The organism is Caulobacter sp. Root343, from assembly GCF_001425745.1.
In the GTDB taxonomy this organism is placed as follows: Bacteria; Pseudomonadota; Alphaproteobacteria; order Caulobacterales; family Caulobacteraceae; genus Caulobacter.
The window spans coordinates 526,285-548,377 of record NZ_LMDF01000001.1 but is presented as its reverse complement, the minus strand read 5'-3'; the positions used below and the strand labels follow the sequence as shown (position 1 = coordinate 548,377).

Sequence of the window (22,093 nt, the reverse complement as noted above, 5' to 3'; positions counted from 1 at the left end):
TAGGCGAGACGTTTCGCCAGCGCGAGGACGCGCGACGCGGGGCCTCGACCGAAACCCGTGGCCCGCGGCCCCGGCGCGCCTATCGCCAGCGCTCGACCGTCCAGGCTAGCGGGCGGGGCGACATCGGCGTCTTGCAGGTCACGGTCGCCACCGCCTTGCCCTTCAGGCTGAGCACGATATCGCCCTGGGCGGCGCAGATCGGCCCCGCCGCGTCGAAGGCCGCTTGAACGTCGGTCATGATGTTATGTCCGGCGATCGTGTCGACGGTCGGATCCCCGTTCAGCACGCCGCAGCGATCCCTGGTGTCCAGCTTCAGCGCCTCGGGATCGCCGCCGTAGAACCCGCGACCGCCTTTGCAGACCTGACCCAGCACGTGCATCACCAAGGCTTCGCGTTCGGCCTCGCCGGAACGGGTCGGCGTGACCTTCGCGCCAAGCCCTTCCAAGGCCTGGGCCAGCCGAGGCCAGCGATCCGGACCGCCCGGCCGCATGAGCAAGTTCAGCGGCGCGTCGGCGGCGGGGTCATCCAGACCAGCTCTGGCCAGGAAACCCGCTCCGTCGTACGCGCCGCCGTTCCGCGCCGCCTCGGCGAAGAGCGCTCGCCACAGGTCGAAGACGTCACGCGATCCGTTCGAAGCCCGCCGGACTTGAAGGTCGGCGATCCACTGGACCAGCACGCCGCAGTCGTAGACCGCGCCGCCGCGACGTGGCGGATCCGCGTCCAGTCCCTTGGCTTTCAGGGCGTTGGCGCAACCGGTCAGGCGACCGCTCAAGGCCTCTCCGACCTGGGCCTCGCTCATGACGCCAGCCTGGCGCGAAGCCAGCAAGGCCGCGTACTCGGCCATGCCTTCGTGCAGCCAGGCCTCCTTGCCGGAATTCCGCGAAGTGAAGGTGCGGCTGTTCCAGAAATGAAAGAACTCGTGATTGACGAATTGTACGGCGCGGTCGGTGTCGTCGGAATCCATCTGCGCCGCCTTGGGTCCGAAGAACCGCAGCGAGGCTACCGGTCCGGCCGTGGTGTCGCCCTGCCAGCCAGGATTGAAGCCCGGAACGAGGGCGATCATCACCGTCGGCTTAGCCTTAAGCCCCATGCCAAGGCGCTTGGTGTAATAGGCCGTGGCCTGGCTGGCGGCCTTGGCGACAGCGTCGCGCATCGCCGTCGGTGTTTCGGGACCGGTCACGAAGGTCGCTGATCCGGCGGCGATATTGTTGGCCGGACCCACATAGACATAGCCATCAAGCGCGACACGGCCGCTCTTTGCTTGCGGAGCCGTCGTCCAGCCTTTCGGCGGCGCGACATGGCCTTCGATCGGGGAACGACCTTCGGCGGCCTTGAAATAGGGACCATAGATCTGCCAGCCGCCGCCGATCGCGGTCAGGGCCGGATAGCGCCGGTCGCGGGGCCGGCTGTCGGGCGTGACCAGGACCGAGAAGGTGGCGAAGCTGGCGCCGTCGGTCCGGGACACTGCGCCTTGCGCCAACGCCATGCCGGGCGTCTGAACATGCCAGGTGTCGGCGCGCACGTCCTCGACAGCTTCCTCCAGCTCAAAGCGCGCGACCGGCGCCGGCAGGGTGAAGGTCGCCTCGACGCCACCGACCGTCGGCTTCAACTCGACCCGCGTCGGGACGGAGGGTTCGGTCGCCGCCGCTGTCGCCAACAGCGCCGTCGCCAGCAGCACGCTCACATATCCCAGCACGTCACATCCCCCACGTCGCGAACCCGCGATAAGCTTTGCCGCGACCCTCTTGTCGAGACTCTGAACCGCGCCTGAACGGCCTTTCCCCCTCAAGGTCAAGGACGGCTCGAAAGGAAGGGCGCCGTGGGGAGGACCACGGCGCCCGGAGGAGGTTCTATCCGGCTAGAACGTGTAGCGGACGCCGACCACGAACTCGCGGCCGGTATGGTGGTAGACGGACTCCATGTCCTGCGGCCCGATGAACTGGTCCTGGAACTCGTCGGTCAGGTTGATGCCTTCGATCGAGAACTTCAGACGCGGGTTGATCGTGTACTGCAGCGAGGCGTCTACGTTCAGCGTCTCGTTGGTGCCCTGGAAGGGGATCGGCGTGACGGCGGTGTTGTCGGCGCCGGGCACGGCGGTCAGGTAGCGGCTGCGCCAGGCGGCCGAGACCCGGGTGCTGATCCGGCTGTCCTCATAGTAGAGCGTCGCGTTGTACGAGTGCGGCGACAGGTTGGTCAGGTTCTGGCGGGCGATGGTCGCCCCCGCCCCGTTCACATAGTTCACCTTGGCCAGGACGCTGGTGTAGTTCAGCAGCACCCCGGTGTGGCTCAGGAGGCCCGGTAGGAATTTGAACGCCTGCTGGTAGTTGACCTCGAAACCCTTCAGGTCGCCGCCGGGCGTGGACGTCGGCGCCGAGAACGCCCAGGTCGTGGTGGTGACGTTGCAATCCGTCGTCTGGTTGCCGCAGGCGGCGATGGCCGCGCTGTCGGGCAGGCCGAACGGGTTGCCCTGATAGGGCTGGTTGCTGGTCACCACCTGGACGAAGCTGGAGATCTTCTTCTTGAACAGGGCCACAGACAGCAGCGAGCCCGGCTGGAAGTACCACTCGGCCGCCAGGTCGTAGTTGGTGGAGCGGATCGGATCCAGGTTCGGATTGCCCGCCGTCACCGAGCGGGTCGAGCCGGCGACGTTGAAGCTGGCCCCTGGCGAGATGTTCACCAGCTCGGGCCGCGCCATCACCTTCGAGGCGCCGAAGCGCACCAGCAGGTTCTCGGCCGGCTCGGCCACCAGGTTCAGGCTGGGCAGGGTGTCGGAGTATTTCCGCTTGGCCGTGATCGGCGTCACCTGGCCGCCAACATAGGCATAGCCCGACGACTCCTGCTGGGTCTGCACGTAGCGAACACCGACATTGCCGCGAACGGGGATACCCAGCGCGTCAGTGCGGAAGTCGGCCTGCAGGAAGCCGCCCTTGTCCTGCTCGACCACGCCCTTGTTGTTGGTCAGGGCCGGCGCGGTCCCCATCTTGAACAGGCCGCCCAAGGCGGTCTGGTCATTGATGTTGAACAGGTCGTAGGCCTTCATCAGGTCCGGAATGACCCAGGCGGTCGGCGTGCCGGCCGGGATGTCCAGGCCCTTGCCGTTCAGCTTGGCGATCATGCTGTACGCGGACAGCGGCGCGATCGCGTTCAGCTGCGCCACCTGGGCGGCGGTGAACACCTCGACATTGGCCGGCGAGCCGGCGGCGTCGACCCGCCGAAGCTCGGTCGTGACGAACCTATACTTCTTGAAGTCGAGGCCGGCGCTGAACTTCAGCCCGTCGGACCAGGCGTATTTCGCCGACAGCTTGGCGCTGTCGTACTTGTTGCCCGCTGTGATCTGACGAGCCCGCAGCTCGCGCAAGACCCAGCCCGACGGGTCGGTCAGATCCAGCGTCCCGTAGGTCAGGGCCGGATGGCGATTGTCGGTATAGTCGTAGCCGTAGCCCTGGATGTTGAACTTGTCGAAGGTCAGGGTCGACTGGAACGGGTTGTCGTGGAACGAGCTCGAGTGCCCCAGATGCATCTCGGCGCTCAGCTTGTCGCTGAACTCGTGATCGACCAGCAGGGTGAACTGCTTGAACTTGGTGTCCAGCCGGTCGAAGCGATGCTCCATCCGGATGTCGACGTCGTTGAAGACGCCCTTGGTCAAGACGTTGTTGCTGTCGATGGTGGCCGAGACGACGTTGAAGTCGGCCACCCCGCAATTGGTGGCCTTGTTGGCCGCCGTGCACGCCCCGCCGGTGCTGAAGGACGGCGCCTCCAGATAGTACTCGCGGCGCGTGGCCTTGAAGTCGGCGTACAGCGCGTCGAACGTCACCAGGGTCTTGTCGCTGGGCTTCCACTGGATCGAGCCTGTCAGGCCGATCCGCTCGCCGTGATTGTCGAAGTGATCGTAGCGCGGGAAGCGCGGATGGAAGGCGGTGTTCAGCTGGGCCAGGGTCGGCCCGCCTGCCGGGGCGGACTCGAAGCCCGGATTGAAGTTGCCGATATTGCTGCCCCAGCGGACGGTGCTGGAGCCCTCCTCGATCGTATCGCGCCGAGAATAGGCGCCCGAGACCAGAACGCCCAGCTTGCCGTCCATGAAGGTCTTGGAGATCAGGCCCGCAAGGCGCGGACCGGTCTTCTTCGACAGGTCGTTATAGGAGGCCTGGGCCGAGGCGGCGAAGCGGAAGTCGGCGCTGGTGTCGAACGGCCGGCCCGCCTGCAGGTCGACCGTGGCGCCTAGGGAGCCCTCCTCCTGCGCGGCCTCGGCGGTCTTGGCCACCTTGATCGAGCTGAAGAGGTCCGAGGCGAAGACGTTGAAGTCGAACGAGCGGCTGCGGTTGGCGCCGCCCGAGCTGTCGGCGCCGCCGGTGCTGGCCAGGGCCTCCATGCCGTTGATGCGCACGCGGGTGAAGGTCGCCCCCAGGCCGCGGACGGCGATCTGCCGCCCTTCCCCGCCGTCGCGCGCCAGGGCCACGCCCGGGATGCGCTGGATCGATTCCGACAGGTTGAGATCGGGGAACTTGCCGATGTCCTCGGCCAGGATCACGTCCACGGCCACGGAACTCTCGCGCTTGGTGTTCAGCGCCTTGGCGAGGCTATTGCGGAAGCCGGTGACGACGACCTCCCCGACCTCGGTTTGGTCGGCTTTGGCCTGACCTCCGGCCATAGCGGGCGCGGCCAGGCCGATCACGGCGCAAAACGCGCTGGCCGACAGCAAGGCATGACGATGCGATCGCCCGGACGGGCGTTGACGATAACTCATGGTGTTCTTCCTCCCAGGTGCGGAGCCCTTACCGCTCCGATACTTCGACAAACCGCTCCACGGGCGGCCCCTGCGCGGGGGTCGTGCTGACTGGACGCCAGGCTTTTTCTGGTTGGCTACATGAGGGCGGCGGTCCTTACCTCGCCGCGCCGCGGACGCACCTTGGGCGTCCTCGCGTTTGTGTTTCCCCTCCTTCGGCGCACGCCGTTATTTGTTATGTGACCCGGTCATATGATGAATTAGACGCGGCGTCGAGCCCCCGGCCGCTCAAGCTCATTGAAGCGGGTCAGGCCACGCTCTAGGCTCCTTGGCAGCAGTAAGGAGTCCCCATGGCCGTCGCCCGCCGACGCTCCCTCGTCGACGAGTTGTTCGACGACTTCGCCGGCCGGATCCGCAGCGGCCGGCTAACGCCGGGCGAGCGTCTGCCGACGGAAAAGGTGCTGGCTCAGGAATTGGCCGTCAGCCGCACCGTGGTGCGCGAGGCCGTCGCGCGGCTCACCGCTCATGGCCTGACGGTGCCCAAGCAGGGCTCGGGCGTCTTCGTCGCCGACTCGCCGCGCTACGAAGCCTTCCAGGTCACGCCCGAGGAGCTCTCCGCCCTCGAGGATGTGATGAAGCTGCTGGAGATGCGTGTGGCCATCGAGGCGGAAATGGCCGCCCTCGCCGCCGAGCGGCGTGGCTCGGCCGATATCGAGGCCCTGTACGTCCACCTGATGGCCATGTCGCCCGATACCCCGACCGTCGACGAGACGGTCGACGCCGACGTCGCCTTCCACCGCGCCCTCGCCCGCGCCACCGGCAATCAGTACTTCGAGCGCTTCATCGACTTCCTGGGACTGCGCCTGGTGCCGCCCCGCAAGGTCTATCTGGCCGGCCGTGACGAGGTCGCGCACCGAGACTATCTGCGCGGCATCTGGAAGGAACACGAGGCGATCTACAACGCCGTCGAGAAGGGCGATCCCGAGGCCGCGGGCCTGGCGGCCCGCCTCCACATGACCCTGAGCCTCGAGCGCCACGCCGAACGGCTCAAGCGCTAGAGTCGGCCCTCGCCACGCCTGCGATACGCCGCAATAGAAAGCGCCCGGGCCACGGTTCGGCGTGAAGCCGCACCGGACCCGGGCGAGGCCGCCCAGGGGGAGGTGAAGGGCGGGCGGCCCGGGACTAGAAGCTGTAGCGCAGGCCCACGTGATAGAACCGGCCCAGCAGGTCGTAGAGCGCCGGATTGGCGTCCAGGCCCGTATTGGTCTGCGGCGACGGCGTCGGCTCGCGGTTCAGCAGGTTGTCGACCTTGCCGTAGATCTGCAGGCCCTTGCCGAACTTGTACGAAGCGCTGACGTCGACATAGGTCGCGCCGCTCATGTGGTTGTAGTCGATGGTCGGCCGACTGCCGGTCGAGACCGGGCAGCTGCCGGGCTTGCATTCGACGTACTGGGTGGTGGTGCCGCCGAAGGTGCCATCGCTGAACCAGCGCTCCTGTACGCTGAGGGCGAAGCGGTCGGTGTCCCAGGACTGGATGGCCAGGAACTTCCAGTCCGGCGTGGCGCCGGAGTTCTGGCCGGCCGAGTCGACGGCGACCGCCCCAGGGATGCCAGGGTTGGTGACGAACTTGTGCGTGTTCGTCGCCAGGCCCCGCACCGTGAAGCGGCCGGGCACGCTGGGGAGCTCGAAGCGGTAGCTGCTCTCGATGTCGAAGCCGCTGGTCTTGATCGAAGCCAGGTTGAACGTCTGGGAGTTCACGAAGGCCGACGGCGGGTTGAGATTGAAAGCGCCGCAGAACTGGGTGAGGCCCTGATAGCAGAAGTTGACGATCTGCTGAGCGCCCAGGCTGGAGATCCCGCCGTTGAGGACGATGTTGTACCAGTCGACCGAAACGCTGAAGCCCGGCAGCCATTGCGGGTTCGAAAGCACCGCGCCGATGGTCACGTTCTTGGCGATTTCCGGCTTCAGGTTCGGGTTCCCCACCACGTTCTGCAGAACCGTCAGCGAGCCGCTGGAGGGCTGGCCGCTTGGGGGCGAGCCGTTCGAGGGAACGGTGAAGTTCGGCAGCGTGGTCGTCACCGGGGCGGCGAACAGTTCGGACAGGTTCGGCGCGCGGACGTCACGCGACGTGACGGCCCGCAGGCGGACGCCATCAATCGGCGTGTCCCAGGTGGCCCCGACCTTCCAGGTATAGACGGTGCCGGAGGTGCTGTAGTCGGTCCAGCGGCCGGCCATGTTGAGGTTGGCCTTGCCCGCCGCTTCGGAATTGATCAGCGGCAGGTTCACTTCGGCATAGGCTTCCTTCACCGAGTACTCGCCGGCGCCGGAGTGGTAGTTGCCCGCGAACCAGTTGGCGCCCGACGCATTCAGGATCGGATCGGCCGGATAGTCGGCAGTGTTGGGCGAGTCCGTATTGCCGTCGCCGTAGGGGTCGCCCTTGACGTGGTATTGCTCCTTGCGCCACTCGCCGCCGAACGCGAGGGACACGGGGCCGGCCCACAGCGCGAAGGGCTCGCCGCTGAAGTTGATGCTGGCGACGTCCTGCTTCTGCACCGAGTGCTGGTAAGGGCCGTTCTTGGGCGTGATGTAGGCCAGAGCGGCGTCGCTGGGCCGCTGCCCGCCGAAGATGTTGATCGGCACGCAGCCATTCGCGCGGGCCACCGGATCGACGCAGACGATCTGGCCGTTCACCGTCGTCGCCTGGACGGCCGCCCGATAGCGCGGCGTCAGCAGGATGTCGCGGACGTGGATGTTCGTCGTGTTCTGCCCGTGGGTGAAATAGGCGTCGTAGCTCCATTCCTTGCCCAGGGCGTTGAACTTGCCGTCAGCCCCGATCACTCCACGGAACTGGGTCCGCGTCGGATGGACGCTGATGTTGCGGGGCAGAAGCGCGTTGCTCGTGCCGAAGGTGAAGGTGGTGATGCCGTTGGCTGCGCAGCCCGCGACGATCGACGCCGGCAGGTAGGGGTTCGAGCACGACATCGTCAGGCCCGTGGTGGCCGCGCCCGGATTGGGCTGGTTGCTGCTCTCCACACGGGCCGCGTTGAAGGTGCCGTAGATCTCGTTGTTGTCGTCGATGTCGTAGCCGACGCGCGTATAGGCGTTCATCCGCTTGATCTTCGACTGCAGCGACGTGCCGACGCCGACATTGCCCGACAGGTCGCCGCCGACGCAGAAGCCGCCGTTCGTGTAGCAACCCGTGACCGCGCCATTGGCGGCCTTCGTCGGCGTGCCGCCGCCGTACTGGAACGGGAAGGGATTGCCGTTCTGGTCGAACGCCGTGCCTTGCAGCGGGCCGGCGCTGATCAGGCCGTACTTGGTGTACTGATAGGCCTGAGCGTGCTCGCGATACAGGTACTGCGGCGAGCCGTCGTTGGTGATTCCGCGGTTGACCAGGGTGGCGGTGGTGTACCAGTCGCGGCTGCCCGGAGCATCCTCGCCGAAGTCGCCGGGGGGCACGCCCTCTTCCCAATCGTATTCGCCGCTGACCTGCACGTGCAGGCGGTCTTCCATGAAGTTCTTGCCGGCCGCGACCTGGGCCAGCCACTGGTGGTTGTCGCCATAGGTCGTGACGCCGGCCATGACGTTGGTCTTCAGACCCACGAACCGCTTGTTGGTGATGAAGTTGACGACGCCGCCGACCGCGTCGGAGCCATAGGACGCCGAGGCGCCGCCGGTCACCACGTCGACCCGCTCGACCAGCAGCTGCGGGAACATGCTGATGTCGGGAACGCCCGTGACGTTGGCCGGCACGACCCGCTGGCCGTCCAGCAGGGTCAAGGTGCGGATGGTGCCCAGGCCGCGCAGCGAGAACGAGCTAAGGCCCTGCTGGCCGCTCGAGGTGCTGAACGTGCCCGTGGTCGCGCCGCTCGAGCCCTGCAGCGATGGCAGCTGAGTGATGGCGGTGAAGATGTTCGGCTGGGCGGCGCGCTCCAGGTCGGCCTGGCCCAGGACCTGGGTCGGCGTCGGCGCGGTGAAGCCCGTGGACCGGATCCGCGTCCCCGTGACGACGATCTCCGACACGGTGGCGGTGGGCGACTCCGACGGCGTCGCCGTCTGCGCGCTCGCGGCGCCAGCCGCTACGATCATCGCGACCGCGCTCGTGGCGAACAACGCGGTCAAATAGGGCGATGCCCCCCGTACACGACCTCCAGCACTCATCCTGACGCCTCCCTCTTTTCTTTGAGTCCATCGACGATGGCCTCCTGGGAATCTGTCAGACAAAACAGGCGCGAACCATTACGACCATGGTCGTACGTCGGCCGATCCGCGCGCCGATGTGGCCGTGAAGCCGCGCGTTTATTGGCGTCTCACCGCATAGAGCGCGTGGTGAGTCAGGACAAACAGGGTCCGCTTGTCGGGGCCGCCGAAGACCAGCTGCAGCGGCCGTTCAGGGATGTCGACGCGCCCCAGTTCGCGACCGTCCGGCGCGTAGACGAACACCTGGCCGTTGGCGACATAGACCCGCCCGTCCCCGTCCGTCGCGACGCTCTCGCCGCCCCGGTTGGCGAACGGCTTCAGGTCGGTGATCGCCCCGCGCTCGCCGACCAGGCCGCTATAGGTCTTGTTCTCCGAACCGTTGGCGACGAACACCCGCTGCCCCGGCCTAGCCGTGGTGAAACCGTAGGTGTCGAGCGCGTCCGAGAAGCGAAGCCCCCGGAAGTCCGGCGGCCCTTGCTGAATGACCCGATAGGCCGGCAGGACCAGGCTGCCGTCCGGCGAGACGTATTCGCGGGCCTTCGGAGCCGCCATGTCGCGCGCGAACATCTCCGCGAGCGTAGTGAACTGGTAGGTTTCGAGGTTCAGTTGGTCCTTGAACTCGCCGTTGTTCCACCAGTTGACCGGCAGCACCGTCGACGCGCTCGGATGAGCGGACGCCGGGGTCGGCGGAATGATCGTGATCTCGTCGTCGGGACCGCCCGGCTTGAAGCTATAGACCGTGCCGTCGCGGCCGTCCGACGACAGCACCAGGATGTTCCCCGAGCCGTCGACGGCCAGGTTGATCGGATCCAGCGTGTTGTCGCGCACGATCGACAGTTTGCGCTCGGCCGACCAGCTGTAGATGCGCTGGTGACGGCGGTCGGTGAAGTAGAGCGTCCCGGCCACGTCCACGGCGCCGCCGCCCAGCGAATAGAAGCCGTCGGCCAGCTTTTCCACCCGCGCGGCGGCGGGAAAGACCGATGGCGCGACCGGCGCCGGGTTGGCGGTCAGATCCAAGACGGCGAACTGCCGCTCACGCACTTCCAACCCGCTGGTGACGTCCTGGATCGCGTTCTCGTACGGATACTTGGTCAGGCGCGTGAAGGTCGTGCAGCCGTTCTCGTCGCAGCCGCTGAAGCCGCTTTCACCGTTGACCGCCACGTTGCGGAACCGGATGTCCCGCGAGTTGTAGAGCTTGACCGCCGCCGCCGCCGGACGTCGCGTCCGCGTCACGCGATAGGCGTGATAGTTGGCGACCAGGATGTCGTGGGAGTCGCGGATCTCCAGCGAGACGGTCTCCTCACCCTCCCCGGCCTCCTCTTCGGTCTGCGGCGCCAGGAACTCCCAGTTGGCGACCCGATTGAGGCTGATCTCAGTGCGCACGTGGTGCTCGACCGACGCTTGGTAGACATGGCCGGGCGTGTCGGTGTCGGACACGTAGATGCCTGAATAGGCGTACGTGCTGGGGCTCCAGATATTGGCGAACGTGCCGCCGCCGCCATGGGTCACCCACAGGCTGGGATACTGCCCCGCCCAGCGCTTGGCCGGATCGGCGTCGGCCGTGGCGTTGGCGTTGTAGGGGTTGAGCCGGCTCCCGTCGGCGAGATTGGTCCCGTGCCCGCCCTGGAACTTGACGTCGTCGACCAGCGAATTGGCGCCGGCCGTCCACAGCAAAGCGGTCGCGCGCGGATTGATGCCGCCGGTGTTGAGGCCCAGCCCCGAGACGATGTTGTCGCCCTTGGCCGCCGAGGCGACCAGCGCCTTGGGCGCGCTGACGCCTTGATAGGCCGGAACGCGGTCGGGCAGGACGATCTGGGTCAGACTGGGGTGCAGGCCGATCAGGACCGTGTCGGGCCGCAGCCGCAGGGTGTCGGTGACCTGGTAAAAACCGGTGGGGAAATAGACGACGCGGTGGGTGTCGATCGCCTTCTGGATGGCGGCGGTGTCATCGGTGGCGTTGTCGCCCTTGGCGCCCAGCGTCCGGACATTGACCCAGTCGGAGGTGGCTGGCAGTGCTCGGATGGCCGGCGCGCGTGGCGCGGGCAGCCCGGGAAGGGTCTCCGCCTTCATCTCCGTCCTGTACTCGCCCATCCGGCCCAGGCCCGGCAGAGTGAGGCCGTAGGTGAACGACGAGACGCGGTAGGCGCGGCCCCTGCCCTGCTCGACCTTGCCGCTGTCGCGGAAGCTGGCGAACACGGGCGTGTTGGCGGCCACGGCGTTCTCGAAGCCGACCTGGGTGTAGACGTTGTTCTCGTTGGAGATGAGGACGGCGGCCTTCGAGACGTTCTCGAAGCGGACGTCCTTGCCCCACAGCCAGTCGCCGTAGCCGCGGTCGATCTCGATCCCGACGGGCGTGTTGCGCATGGCGACGTTGACCAGCGTCAGGCCGGCCTCGTGCTCGCGGATCGCCGCGTCGCTCTGGCCTTCGAACGTCGAGTCCAGCAGCACGAAGCCCCAGGCCGGCGACGGCTTCTCGGCCAGGATGCCGTAGCGGCCGCCCTTGAAGTGCAGGTCCTCGGCCTCGTTGGCGACCTGGTACAGGCCCGCCAGGCCCGAGCCGATATCGAAGTCCATGTGGCTGAGGAAGGCGTGCTGGGCGGCGTGGAAGCGGATCGCCGTCGCCGCCGGATTGCCCCGCCCGATCTTGAAGTCGATATTGCTCATCGCCGAATAGAAAGTGCCTTGATTGGCGTCGGGGACGTCCTTGTTGAACGGCACGCCGCCCGGCGGCGGGAACGCCACCCGCCGCGCCGGATCGGGCTTGCCGCCGGCGAAGATCACCATGTTAGCCAGGCCCTTCTGGAAGCCTGGCGTTGCGTCGCCCAACACGATCTGGGGGCGGGTCGCGCCGACGCCGAACACGCGCACACCCGGCCACAGGAAGATCGTCTTGCTGATCCGGTAGCGGCCCGAAGGCAGGAAGACGAGACCGCCGCCGGGTTTGGCCGCCGCCGCGTCGATCGCGGCCTGAATGGCGGGGCCGTCGTCGGCGCGGCCGTCGCCCTTGCCCCGCACCATGACGGCGGTCGGGTCGTCCGGCGCCGTGGCCAACACCGAAGTCGACGCCAAGGCCGGCCCGGCGGTTGAGGCCAGAGCGATCAAAGCCGCGGTCAGTGCGACGAGCCAGGCTCTCATGCCGATAGGATCCGTACTCGATGAACGATCGCTTTTGTCCCTGTCATCCGGCCGCGGCGCAGCGGAGAGCCCGGATCGGATGACAAGGATTTGGAGCTTCGATTTCCTGATAGTCCTCGATAACCCGGCCCTTACGGCGTCACCGCGTAGAGCGAGTGATGGGTGAGGACGAACAGGGTCTTCTTGTCTTCGCCGCCGAAGATCAGTTGCAGCGGCCGCTCCGGAACGTCGATGCGGCCGACCAGTTGGCCGTCGGGGCCGTACTGGAAGATCTGGCCGTTGGCGACGAACACCCGGCCTTGCCGGTCGACCGCGACGCTCTCGCCGCCCCGGTTGGCGAACACCTTCAGGTCGGTCAGCGTCCCTCCCGGTCCGATCTGGCCGCTATAGGTTTTGTTCTCCGAGCCGTTGGTGACGAAGACCCGTTCCCCGACCGCGCCGCTGATCAAGCCATTGGCCTGGAGACTGTCGGCCCAGCGCCAGCCGACGTGGTCAGGCGGTCCCTGCTGCCACACCCGGAAAGCTGGCAGCGACACGCTGCCATCGGGCGAGACATATTCCTGCGCCTTGGGCGTGCCGACGTCGCGGGCGAACATCTCGGCCAGGGTCGTGAAATGGTCCGTGGCCGGGTCGTACTGGTCGCGGAATTCGCCATTGTTCCACCAGTTGACCGGCAGCAGCGTCTTCGCGCCGGGGCGCTGGGCCGACGGCGTCGGCGCGATCATGGTCAGCTGGTCCTTGGGGCCGGCGGGATCGATCGAATAGACGCTGGCTTGCGGGCCATAGGACGACACCACCAGCAGCTTGCCCGAGCGGTCGATCGCCAAGTTCGTGGGGTCGAGTGAGTGGTCGCGCACCACCTCCAGGCCCTTGGCCTGGGTCCACCGGTAGATCCGCTGGAACCGCTTCTCGATGAAATAGAGCGCCCCGTCCGCGCCTACGGTCGCGCCGGAGATCGACCAGAAACCGGTCTCCAGCTTGCGGGCCTTGCCGTCGCTGGCCGGAGCGGCCGGCGTGGGCTGACCGGTGACGTCGAGCACCGCGAACTCGCGCTCGCGCACCTCTTGCTTACGGGTCTTGTCCTGGATGGCGTTCTCGAACGGATACTTGCTGGCCCGCAGATAGGTGCCACAGCCGATGGTGTCACAGAGCGCGACGCCGCTCTCGGCGTTGATGTGGACGTTGCGGAAGCGGATGTCGGACGAGTTGAACAGCTTCACCGCCGTCTCGGCGGGGTGGTACGACCGCGTCACCCGATAGCCGTGATAGTTGGCGAACAGGATGTTGCGCGAGTTGCGCACCTCCAGCGAGACGGCGTCGGGGCCGTCGCCGACCTCCTGCTCGGTCTGAGGGGCCAGGAACTCCCAGTTCTGGACGTTGTCGAGCACGAACTCGTTGCGCACGTGGTGCTCGACCGACACCTCGTAGATATGGCCCGGCGTGCTGGTGTCGGAGATGTAGAAGCCCGCCGAAGCGAAGGTGTTGGGGCTCCAGACATTGGCGAACGTGCCGCCGCCGCCGTCGGTCACCCAGATGCTGGGATACTGGGCGTCCCAGCGGCCGTCCGCGACCGGATCGCCGCTGCGCGCCTGGGCCGCGCCCAGCGACTTGCCGTCGGCGGTGGGCGTGCCGCCGCCGCCCATGATCTTGAGGTCGGTGACCTGCGAGGTCGCGCCCGACCGCCACAGCAGCGCCGAGGCGCGCGGGTTGACGCGGCCGGTGAAGATCCCCAGCCCGAACAGGATATTGTCGCCGCCCTTGGGCGTCTCGAGCACCGGCTTCACCGGGCCGACGTTGGCGTGGCCCGGATTGTTGTCGGGAATGACCAGCTGGGTCACGGCCGGGTGCAGGCCGATCAGCACGGTGTCGGGCCGTAGCTTCAAGGTGTCGGTGACCGTGTAAAAGCCGATCGGCAGATAGAGCACGCGATGGCTGTCGATCGCCTTCTGCAGGGCGGCGGTGTCGTCGGTCACGCCGTCGCCCTTCACGCCCAGGGTCTTGACGTTGGTCCACTCGGCCACCGGCGGCAGGGCGCGAAGGGCCGGCGCCGAAGCCGCCGGCAGAGCCGACAGCGGGGTCAGGTCGACCTGCGTCTTGTACTCACCCATCTTGCCCAGGCCCGGCAGCGTCAGGCCATAGGTGAACGAGGCCACCTTGTAGGCGCGGCCCTTGCCGGCCACGATCTTGGCGCTGTCGCGGAAGCGGGCGAACACCGGGGTGTTGGAGGCGATGGCGTTCTCGAAGCCCACCTGGGTGAAGACGTTGTCCTCGGCGGAGATGACCACCCCGGCCTTGGAGACGTTCTCGAAGCGGACGTTCTTGCCCCACAGGCTGTCGCTGTAGCCGCGGTCGATCTCGATCCCGACCGGCGTGTTCTTGATCGCCACATTGACCAGGGTCAGGTCGACCTCGTGCTCGCGGATGGCCGCGTCGCGCTGGCCGTCGAAGGTCGAGTCGATCAGGGTGAACTGCCAGGCCGGCGAGGTCTTCTCGGTGACGACGCCGTAGCGGCCGCCGTGGAAGTGGACGTCCTCCATGATGTTGCCCGCCTGGTAGACCCCGGCGAAGGCCGAGCCCAGGCGGAAATCCATGTGGCTGAGGAAGGCGTGCTGGGCCATGCGGAACCGGACCGCGGCGGCGGCCGGATTGCCGTCGCCGATCTCGACGTCGACATTGCCAATGGACGAATAGAAGGTGCCGGAATTGGCGTCGCGCACCTTCAGGGTTTCGGGCCTGACCGTCGGGACCGGCACGGGGATGTCGCCGACCTGGTACTGGTCGCCGCCCGTGAACGCGATCATCGTGGCCACGCCCTTCTGGAACCCCGGCGTGTTGGCGCCCAGCACGAAGACCGGCCGCGTGGCGCCGACCCCGAAGATGCGCACGCCCGGCGGCACCAGGATGGTGCGGCTCAGGCGATAGCGGCCCGAGGGCAGGAAGACGAGGCCGTGGCCGGTCTTGTCGCGCGCCGCGTCGATGGCCTTCTGGACGGCCTCGGTGTCGTCGGCGCGACCGTCGCCGACGCCCTTGACCGTAACGGCGCGGGGATCGTCCGGCGCGGACAGGAGGACGGAGTTCGTGGCGGCGGCCGCCATCACGGGGGTCGACGCCACCAGGATCGCCGACAACAGGATCGCTCTCATGCCATTCCCCAACGCTACTCTACCGGTACTGATAAATCGGCCGGGCGCGGCCACCATCCTCGACCATGGTCGTAGTTACGTCCCTCCGGATCGGCCGGTAGAAATCCGGCTGCGCTCGTCCCCTCGGCGTGTATCGACACGCCAGCCGGCGCCCGCTTTCAAGGAGGCCGCTTGCCGTCGCCATCCAGCCTCGCACGCCCTGCCGGGTTCGCCGTCATCGCCATGGGCGTGAGCGGAAGCGGAAAATCCACGCTCGGCGCCCTGCTGGCCCGCGAGTTCGGCTGCCCGTTCCTGGAGGGCGACGATTTCCATGACGAACGCGCGGTCGCCAAGATGAGCGCCGGCCACCCCCTCGACGACGAGGACCGCTGGCCCTGGCTGGACCGACTGGGCCTGGCCATCGGCGAGGCCGCGACGTCGGGAGGACCAGTCGTGGCGGCGTGCTCGGCGCTGAGGCGCGGCTATCGCGACCGCCTGCGCGGCGTCATCTCGGTCCCGACGCGCTTCGTACTGCTGGACGCCAGCCGCGACGAGCTTTCGCGCCGGCTCACCCGCCGCCCGGGCCACTACATGCCCGCCAGCCTGCTGGACAGCCAGCTCGCCACCCTCGAGCGGCCCGGCGCCGACGAGGAGGTCTTAGCGCTGGACGCCAGCGCGCCGCCGGAACGGCTGTGCGAGATGGCCCAGGCCTGGTTGGAAGGCCATGGTCGCCAAAGCGGCGCCGGGCCGCGCGCGTCAGGGCATGAGCCGCTTTCGCCCGCGTGACAGATGCCAGCGCATGGCCAGGGCCGCGCCGTCGCCGTCCTGGGCGCGGATCGCCTCGACGATCATCTCGTGCTCGCGCATCATTTCGGCGATCGCCTCCGGCGGCCGCGACCGCGAGATGTCGACGCCGGCGCGCATGATCTTGTCGACGTCGGCCTCCAAGGCCTCGAACGTGACCAGAAAGGCGGGATTGGCCGTGGCCAGGACGATCCGGCGATGCAGCTCCATGTCCTCGGCGTGGGCCGGCGCGTTCGACAGCAGGGCCTCGCGCAGCTTCGACAGTGCTTCCTCGATGCTGGACATCTCCTCGGCCGAGCGCCGCACCGCCGCCAGCCGCGCCGCCTCGGCCTCCAGGACGAAGCGCACCTCGTAGCTACCCATGGTCGACGGCAGCTCCGACAGCGGCATGTAGGCGCCGAGCTTGTCAGACGGCCGGTTCTTGACGAATGAGCCGGCCCCGCGCCGGGCCTCGGTGATGCTGTCGGCGGCCAGCCGGACGAGGGCCTCGCGCACGATGGTCCGCGACATGCCGAACATTTCCGCCAGGCGCGCTTCCGACGGCAGGCGATCCCCGACGTGCAAGCCGTCGGTTTTGATCATCTCCACGATGCCCGTGTACGCCTGGTCGGCTAGACGGCCTTGGCTCATCCAATAGGTCTCCAACACGATCGCGGCGTCGCGCGACGCTGCTCGTGGTTCAGGTAAAGCCAGCGGCTCTTCACGAGCCATGCCCGGATTTTTGACGCGCGGGAAGAATAGCCAAGCCGCGCCGATCGCCCAAACGGCGCCTGGATCACGCCCCCGGCGCGATGCGACAAGCCCTCCAATTCGCTCCTCCCGATCGCCGCGGCTCTCTGGGCCGCCACGTCAACCTGTATGACAGGTTTCCGCGAATTGGCCCGCCACAACATTTGTTTGCGCTAACATTGACCAAATCACTTGAATCTGTCCAACTAATATCACTAAGTTCGTGGAACGCGAACCGCCCAGCCGGCGCAGACCGGCACATCGATCGAGGCGGAGCCCGGTTGTCGCGAGACGGCCGGTCAGGGACAGGAAAATGCAGGGGTGAACATGACCAGGATGAACCAGCCCGACGCCGACGGGGCCACGCCAATCGGCTTTTGCGAGCTCACGCCGACCCAGTTGAAGGTCCTCGAGGGCGTCAACTCCGCATCGCCGAGGCCACGGTGAAGGCGCATATGACCGCCGTGATGCGCAAGCTCAACGTCCACAACCGCACCCAGGCCGCGATCGCGGCCCAGGGCATGGGCTTCGGACTCAGGGCGAGCGCGCGCTAGACCGACGCCCAGGCGTTGGCGGCGTGCGTTACGCCGCCGACACCCGCGCCTGAATCAGCTTGATCGCCTCGTGGGCCGACAGCGCCGCGCCTTCCTGCCAGGCGTTGATGTAGCTCATGTGTTCGCCGGCGAAGTAGAACGCGCCGTCAGGCTTGCAGAGTTCGGCGTAGTCGGTGGTGCGCTGCTCGTCCGTCCAGCCGACCGCGACGCCCTCGTTATAGGGCGTCTGCATCCACGACACCGTGAAGGGCTTGGTCAGCTCCTTGCCGTGTCCGGGGTGGAACTTGTCGATCACCCGGCGCGAGATGGCGAAGCGCTCCTCGAACGAGAGGGCGGCGTACTTCGGCGGCGCGTCCGGGCCCGAGAAGCCGATCGAATAGGCCCCGACCAGGATCCCCGTCTTCTCGCCGATGCCGCCGCTGGGATACCAGACCAGCTCGTTGGCCTCGTCGGTCCAGCCCAGGCCGCCGTACTGGAAGTCGTCCTGCTCCCAGAACCGCCGGCTCTCCCAGGCGACCTTGGTGCCGTGGTGGTACTCGGCGGCCGCGATGGCCTGCTTCACGCGCGGCGCGAAGTCCGACGGAATCTTGGCCAGCACCGGCAGCGGGATGGTGCAGACGCAGAAGTCGGCCTCCAAGGTCTGGGGCCCGGCCGCGTCGGTGTAGTCGATCTTCACGCCACCTTTCGCGGTCTTGCGCAGCGCCTTGACCACCGCCTCGAACTTCACGACGGACTTCACCTGCTCGTAGAGGGCGTAGGAAATCCGGTCCATGCCGCCGACCGGCTGCAGCATGGTGGCCTGCATGTCGATGATCTCCTCGAAGATCAGGCTGGCGCCCCAGAACCGCGCCTTCATCATGTCGGCCATGCGCAGTGGATCGCCGCCCTTGGGCGGATGGGCGTAGCCGCCCGGCGAGGCGCTGAAGCCGGCGCGGGTCGAGCCGCTGTAGGCGTAGCCCTTGCCAAGGTCGCCATAGGCCGAAAGATAACCCAGCAGCTTCTGCTTATCGATACCGGTCAGCTCCTGGTCCAGCGCGCCTTTGTCGACGGCCTTGGCCAGCAGTTCGGTGAAGGCGCCGCGGGTGTCGTCAACGGCCTGGCGCTCGGTCACCACCTGGCCGGCGAAGTCCAGCTTGGCCGCGCGGTTGGCGTTGACCATCACCTCCAGCGGCACGTTCAGCTCTTGGCAGTAGCCGAGGACCGCGTGGTGCCATTGCGGGATCCGGGCGGGGCCGGCGTTGAAATAGGCGTGCCTACCCTCGGCCCAGTCGACCATCTGGTCGGGGCGTCCGGTCTGGATGATCTTGGAGCCGCCCCGCACCGACCAGGCGCGGCCGCCCGGGCGGTCGCGGGCTTCCAGCACCGTCACCGCATAGCCAGCCTTGCGCAGTTCGTAGGCCGTCACCAGCCCGGCGATCCCGGCGCCCAGGATGGCCACCGACTTGCCCGCTCCACCCCCAGCGGGCAGCTTCGGCGGGCCGGCATAGGCGCGGGGCGCGGCCAGCAGACCCATGCCCATCATGGTCGCGTAGAGGGCGCTGTAGCCGCCGGCCTTGCCCACGGAGGTCAGAAAGCCGCGTCGCGAAATACCCATCGTCTCGTCCCCTAGACTTGCAGGCTGAAGGTCGGCGTGAAACCGCAAGCCCCGTCGCAGCACGAGGCGCGGGCCTGGGCCAGGAAGTCAGGTTCGTGCCACCAGTATTCGGCCGAGGCCTCGCAGACGAAGCGCCGGCCGCGATCGAGGGCGGCGTGCTGGCTGTGCTCCGCGAACGGGCTGACCAGGTCGGCGACCGAATAGACCTCGCCGTGCTTGATCACCTTGGCGACCTTGGCCGCGTCCTCGATCCGGGCCAGCGGATCGCCGTCGATCAGGACGAGGTCGGCGTAACTTCCCGTCGTGATGGCTCCCAGCGGCTCGTCCAGATACTCGCCCGAGGCGCTGGTGGCGGTGACCAGGGCCTCGAACGGCGTCATGCCGTAGCGGACCATGGCCCGCAGGTTCATGTGCAGGCTGACGGCGTTGAAGTCGATCGGTGAGTCGGTGCCGGTGACGATGCGGCCACCCGCGCGGACGGTGCGCGCCACCTCGGCGACATTGCGGGCCAGCGAGGCCAGGATCGGCGTGCGATCCATGCTGGCCATCTGCTTGGCCCGCTCCAGCAGCCGCGCATATTCCCACGGCGGGTAAAGCGCCTTGATGCGTGGATCGTCGACCAGCGAGCGGTCGTCGCCCAGCAGGGCCGTCGAGGTGAACAGGGTCGGCGTGCGCGCCGCCTTGCTGGCCACGAAGGCGACGTTGACGTCCTGGTAGATGTTGCCCAGTGCGCTGACCGTCCGCGAATAGCCGGTGCGGCTTGTCGCGCCCAGGTGCTCCATGCCGTCCATGCCCAGGCCTAGGGCGGGATAGTGGTAGTGCGAGGTCAGCGGCAGGCCCTTGGCGTGGGCCCAGGCGATGACCTCCTTCTGGCGCTCGCCCGACAGGCGGACATAGGTCTTGATCAGGTCGTAGGACAGCGCCTCGACCCGCTTCAGTTCCAGCGCCATCTGGCCGGGCTCGGTGACCGGTCGCATGAAGTTGTAGAAGATCCGCGAGCCGTCGATCGCTTCGCCGGTGGCGTAGTAGCGCGGGCCGATCCGCTTGCCGGACTCGATCGCCTCCTGGTCCTCGACCGTGTGATAGGCTGGACCGCCGGGCGAGCGGGTGGTGGTGACGCCGAGCGACAGCCACAGCCGCCCTTCCCGATCGCCGTAGCCGTAGCCCTGCATCTGGCGGTGGGTGTGCATGTCGATCAGGCCGGGCATCACCGTACCGGTCGGCGCGTCGATCACCGTCACGTCGGGCGCCACCTCGCCGCGCGGGGCGACGCCGGCGATGCGGCCGTCGGAGATCAGGACGTCGACGTTCTCGCGCAGGGTCGGCGACTTGCCGTCCCACAGCCGCGCGGCGCGGACCACCATCCGCCCCTTGGGCCGGACATTGGCCCAGGTCAGGCCGTGCGGCACGAGCTTGGGCGCGCCGCCCGTCGCCGCGATCAGCTTCAGCTGGCCGGCGGACAGATAGATCAGGCTCTTGCCATCCCCGCTCCAGCTGACCGCGTCGGTGACCTCGTCATTGAGCGGCTTGGGCGGGCCGAGCAGCTTGCCGGCCTCATCCACCGGCGAGACGTGCAGGCGGCTGGCGAAGACATAGGCCAGCGCCTTCCCGTCCGGCGACCAGACGGGGCCGTCGTCGCCGCGCGTGCCCAGCGAGCGATCGGGCAGGATCGGGGCGTAGATCCCCTTCCCGCTCGCCACGTCTACGGTCAGGATCTCGCTGAGCCCCTCGCGGAAGCGGGCCGAGTACGGCTTGAAGGCGGCGTAGGCGACGGTCTTGTCGCCCGGACCCCAGGTCGGCTTGCCCGGCTCCCAGAGGTCGCCATAGAGGCGACGGGTTTCGCCGGTCGAAACGTCGGCGACGAACAGGCCACCGTTCTGGCTGAGGAAGGCGATCGACTTGCCGTCGCGCGACCAGGCGCCCGACACGGCCGCCCCATCGAAATGGGTCAGCTGCTTGCTCGCGCCCGTGGCCATGTCACACAGCCAGAGGTCCAGGGAGCCGCCCTTGTCGGACGAATAGGCCAGGGTCTTGCCGTCGGGCGACCAGGCCGGATCCACCTTGCTGAACGTGTCGTTGATCAGGGCCTTGGCCGGGCCGCCGCCGATGTCGAGCAGGTACAGGTCGTTCAGCGCCCGGAACGCCACCTGGCGACCGTCGGGCGACAGGGCCGGACTGCCGATGCCGACCACCGGCCGGGTCTTGGCCGACAGGAAGTCGCGGCTCTTCTTGATGTAGCGCGGCGTCAGCACCGGAACCGTGGCGGTGAAGGCGATGGCCTTGGCCGTCGCGCCACCGGCCGCGCGGCGCTTGATCTGCCCGTCGGCCGTGTAGACGAACTCGCCGGACGGCAGCCACGCGGCGCGGAACGGGAATACGTCCTCGCCCTGGACAACGACTCCGGCGGCGTTGCGCAGCTCGGCCTTGCCGTTCTCGATGGCGGTGAAGACCACGTCCTGGCCGTCCGGCGTGAAGGCCGGGCTGGCGACCGAGGCGGCGTTGAAGCGGTCGGCCGAGGCCTTGACCTTGGCCACCGTCCGCCGCGCGCCGTCCAGGCTCTGGACGTCGATTCGGACCTTGTCGACCGTGAAGGCGATGCTCTTGCCGTCCGGCGCCCAGGAGGGCTCGAACTCGTCGCCGGGCCCGGAACTGAAGGCGGTGATCACGCCGCTGGCCACGTCCAGCAGGTGGACGCCGTAGCGCCCGCCCCGATCGGACGAGAAGGCGATCGTCTTGCCGTCGGGGGACCAGCGCGGCTCGCGGCAGTCGAACGCGCCCTTGGTCAGCGGCTTCAAACCCGTTCCGTCGGCGCCGATGGTCCAGACGTGGAAATTGCCGTCGCGATAGGACTGGAAGGCCAGTGTCTTGCCGTCCGGCGACCAGTCGGGCTGGGCGATCTCGTAGATCTCGTCGGTCAGCCGCCTGGCCGGGCCGCCCTCGATCGGGACCAGCCACAGCATGGCGTAGACGTCGAAGGCCACGGTCTTGCCGTCCGGCGAGACCACGGCGCAGATGTTGGTGCCCTCGGTCGCCGTGACCATGCGCGTATCGGCGGCCAGCGGCTGGTCGGCCGCCTTCGCGCCGGTCGGCGTCAGAGCCGCGACGCCGGAGGCAGCGATCGCCCCGCCGCCGATCGAGAAAAGGCGGCGACGGCTGACGCCGCGCGAAGAACTCTTAGTCATCGTGAACTCGCGTGAGGGCCGGTCCGGGCGCTGGCCCGGACCGGCGGAAC

Annotated in this window: 10 protein-coding genes and 1 pseudogene; 3 read left to right on the top strand and 8 right to left on the bottom strand. The window is 67.8% G+C overall.

Going from position 1 to position 22,093, the window contains the following annotated elements:
- Nucleotides 1-79: 79 nt before the first annotated feature.
- Together ASC70_RS02420 and ASC70_RS02415 are read right to left on the bottom strand one after the other, a co-directional pair.
- The gene (locus ASC70_RS02420) at nucleotides 80-1,696 is read right to left on the bottom strand and encodes a hypothetical protein (protein ID WP_056046133.1); all 1,617 of its coding nucleotides are present in this window, start codon (nucleotides 1,694-1,696) and stop codon (nucleotides 80-82) included.
- 162 nt (nucleotides 1,697-1,858) lie between these two features.
- Entirely contained in the window at nucleotides 1,859-4,744 is a 2,886-nt protein-coding gene (locus ASC70_RS02415) for a TonB-dependent receptor (RefSeq protein ID WP_082539700.1), read from the bottom strand.
- A gap of 329 nt (nucleotides 4,745-5,073) precedes the next feature.
- Here ASC70_RS02415 and ASC70_RS02410 point away from each other — a divergent pair, with 329 nt between their 5' ends.
- Nucleotides 5,074-5,781, top strand: coding sequence for a FadR/GntR family transcriptional regulator (locus ASC70_RS02410; protein ID WP_056046130.1), 708 nt, complete (start codon nucleotides 5,074-5,076; stop codon nucleotides 5,779-5,781).
- 124 nt (nucleotides 5,782-5,905) lie between these two features.
- On the opposite strand, the gene ASC70_RS02405 is transcribed toward ASC70_RS02410, so the two are convergent.
- The 3 genes from ASC70_RS02405 to ASC70_RS02395 form a co-directional block, all read right to left on the bottom strand.
- Nucleotides 5,906-8,884, bottom strand: a complete 2,979-nt coding sequence (locus ASC70_RS02405; protein WP_056046128.1) for a TonB-dependent siderophore receptor — start codon at nucleotides 8,882-8,884, stop codon at nucleotides 5,906-5,908.
- A gap of 138 nt (nucleotides 8,885-9,022) precedes the next feature.
- Nucleotides 9,023-12,058, bottom strand: a complete 3,036-nt coding sequence (locus ASC70_RS02400) for a glycosyl hydrolase family 28-related protein (RefSeq protein WP_056046126.1) — start codon at nucleotides 12,056-12,058, stop codon at nucleotides 9,023-9,025.
- 131 nt (nucleotides 12,059-12,189) lie between these two features.
- On the bottom strand, nucleotides 12,190-15,201 hold the full coding sequence (locus ASC70_RS02395; RefSeq protein ID WP_056046125.1) for a glycosyl hydrolase family 28-related protein: 3,012 nt from the start codon (nucleotides 15,199-15,201) through the stop codon (nucleotides 12,190-12,192).
- Nucleotides 15,202-15,372: 171 nt separating this feature from the next.
- Here ASC70_RS02395 and ASC70_RS02390 point away from each other — a divergent pair, with 171 nt between their 5' ends.
- The gene (locus ASC70_RS02390; protein ID WP_235519208.1) at nucleotides 15,373-15,966 is read left to right on the top strand and encodes a gluconokinase; all 594 of its coding nucleotides are present in this window, start codon (nucleotides 15,373-15,375) and stop codon (nucleotides 15,964-15,966) included.
- Here the strand turns inward: ASC70_RS02390 and ASC70_RS02385 are convergent.
- Entirely contained in the window at nucleotides 15,937-16,614 is a 678-nt protein-coding gene (locus ASC70_RS02385) for a FadR/GntR family transcriptional regulator (RefSeq protein ID WP_056046226.1), read from the bottom strand. The genes ASC70_RS02390 and ASC70_RS02385 overlap by 30 nt on opposite strands.
- Before the next feature lie 521 nt (nucleotides 16,615-17,135).
- Between ASC70_RS02385 and ASC70_RS25395 the strand changes: the two are divergent.
- Nucleotides 17,136-17,267: pseudogene (locus ASC70_RS25395) on the top strand (LuxR C-terminal-related transcriptional regulator); the annotation flags it as partial.
- Between the two features lie 28 nt (nucleotides 17,268-17,295).
- Here the strand turns inward: ASC70_RS25395 and ASC70_RS02375 are convergent.
- Nucleotides 17,296-18,861: an FAD-dependent oxidoreductase gene (locus ASC70_RS02375; RefSeq protein WP_056046121.1), complete on the bottom strand. Its 1,566-nt coding sequence runs from the start codon at nucleotides 18,859-18,861 to the stop codon at nucleotides 17,296-17,298.
- An 11-nt stretch (nucleotides 18,862-18,872) separates the two neighbouring features.
- Nucleotides 18,873-22,043: an amidohydrolase family protein gene (locus ASC70_RS02370; protein WP_056046119.1), complete on the bottom strand. Its 3,171-nt coding sequence runs from the start codon at nucleotides 22,041-22,043 to the stop codon at nucleotides 18,873-18,875.
- Nucleotides 22,044-22,093: the final 50 nt, after the last annotated feature.